This is a genomic window from Trinickia symbiotica, from assembly GCF_003028655.1.
GTDB classification, from domain to species: Bacteria; Pseudomonadota; Gammaproteobacteria; order Burkholderiales; family Burkholderiaceae; genus Trinickia; species Trinickia symbiotica_A.
In genome coordinates, this window is the sequence record NZ_PYUC01000048.1 from 1 (window position 1) to 1,433 (window position 1,433).

The following is a 1,433-nucleotide window of genomic DNA, read 5'->3' on the forward strand; positions in this document are numbered from 1 at the left end:
TAGATACTGATATGACTTTATATGAACGCCTCCCGTTTGCCAGGCTTTTGCGTGCTCTGACGTGACCTAGGTTGGGTTGCTGCTTTATATCCGGCCTTGTTGCAGCCTGATGATTGGCTGCGGGCCCCGATGAAATCCGCTGACTCGCACCTCATTTTCCGTAAGAGCTCGGAGCTCTCTGTCATATGCAGGTTTAGCGGGTCACGGTCCGACCTGATCTGTCATCGCACTCAATCGCCAACGCAACCTTTTCCCTTACCAGATGGTGTGCATCTTGTGTCGCGGGGTAACATCGTTCATGCGGGTTTCGCACTTACAAAATCTTTTTCATAATTTCGATCATGGGCAAGGATCGCCCAGATTGTCCGAGCCATCTTGTTAGCTAGGGCTACCAGTACCACGTTTGTTGGTCGTCGCTTTGCGATCTGCTCAACCCATGGCCCAGGATCCTTCGCGTTGTACAGCACACTGCGGGCGCCGTGAATCAGGAGGGTGCGCAGATACGTATCTCCCCTTTTGCTGATCCCCAGCAAGAGCACCCTCCCTCCAGAACCGGCTTGTCGAGGTACCAAACCGACCCATGCGGCAAACTCGCGCCCCGAGCTGAACGACTTGGGGTCACCCATCGTCGCAACCGCTGCCGTCGCCGTCAGCAGACCTATCCCGGGTACCTCAGCGATGCTCTTGCATGCCTTGTCCTGTCTCATCCACTCCTGCAGGCGTCGCTCTATCTCGGCTATCTGCCGGTCCAGCTTCTCCAGCCCATTCCACTGCTCGCGTAGCGTTTCAATGAGTACCGCGGGCAATCGTTCGGCCAGCCTCTCGAGCACACCGGCTATCGCTTTATCCAACGCGGACCGACCTTTAGCCATCACTTCACCGTACTCGGTCAGCAAACCTCGTATGCTGTTGATCTGCATCGTGCGGAACTTCACTAATTGCTGTCGCATCCGGTGCAGCGCCAGCACGGCCTGCTGCGCCTCGGTCTTGACCGCCACCGCCTTGCCTGGCTGCTGGACTGCCAGCCAGATTGCGCGCGCATCAGCCGGGTCGTTCTTGTTGCCGATGTTGAAGGCCTTGACGAACTTCGCCGGCATCAGCTTTACCTGGTGCCCCATTTCGAGCAGCCGTCGCGCCCAGTGCTGCGATCCGCCGCAGGCTTCCATGCCGATCAGACAGGGGGCCCGGTTTGCAAAGTGCTCAAGAAACCTGGCTCGCTTGATCTGCCTGTTCACGATCTCGCCCGTCTCCGTGTCCACGTAATGGATCTGGAATACGTTCTTGGCAATGTCGACTCCTACTGGCGTGAGTTTCATTTCAAGCCTCCGGTTGGTTTGGCCTATGAACCCTCATGATCCGCCAGACGAGGATCCGCCGTCCTTCTTTGTTTCCACCGCCATCTCCGGCGGGAGGCGTTCATTCCATTTCCCGTG

1 protein-coding gene is annotated in these 1,433 nt (G+C 57.3%); it reads right to left on the reverse strand.

The window, feature by feature from the left end; translation table 11 throughout:
* Positions 1-296: 296 nt before the first annotated feature.
* Complete coding sequence (locus C9I57_RS32135; RefSeq protein WP_107154516.1) at positions 297-1,316, reverse strand: IS110 family transposase; 1,020 nt, start codon at positions 1,314-1,316, stop codon at positions 297-299.
* Between the last annotated feature and the right edge of the window lie 117 nt (positions 1,317-1,433).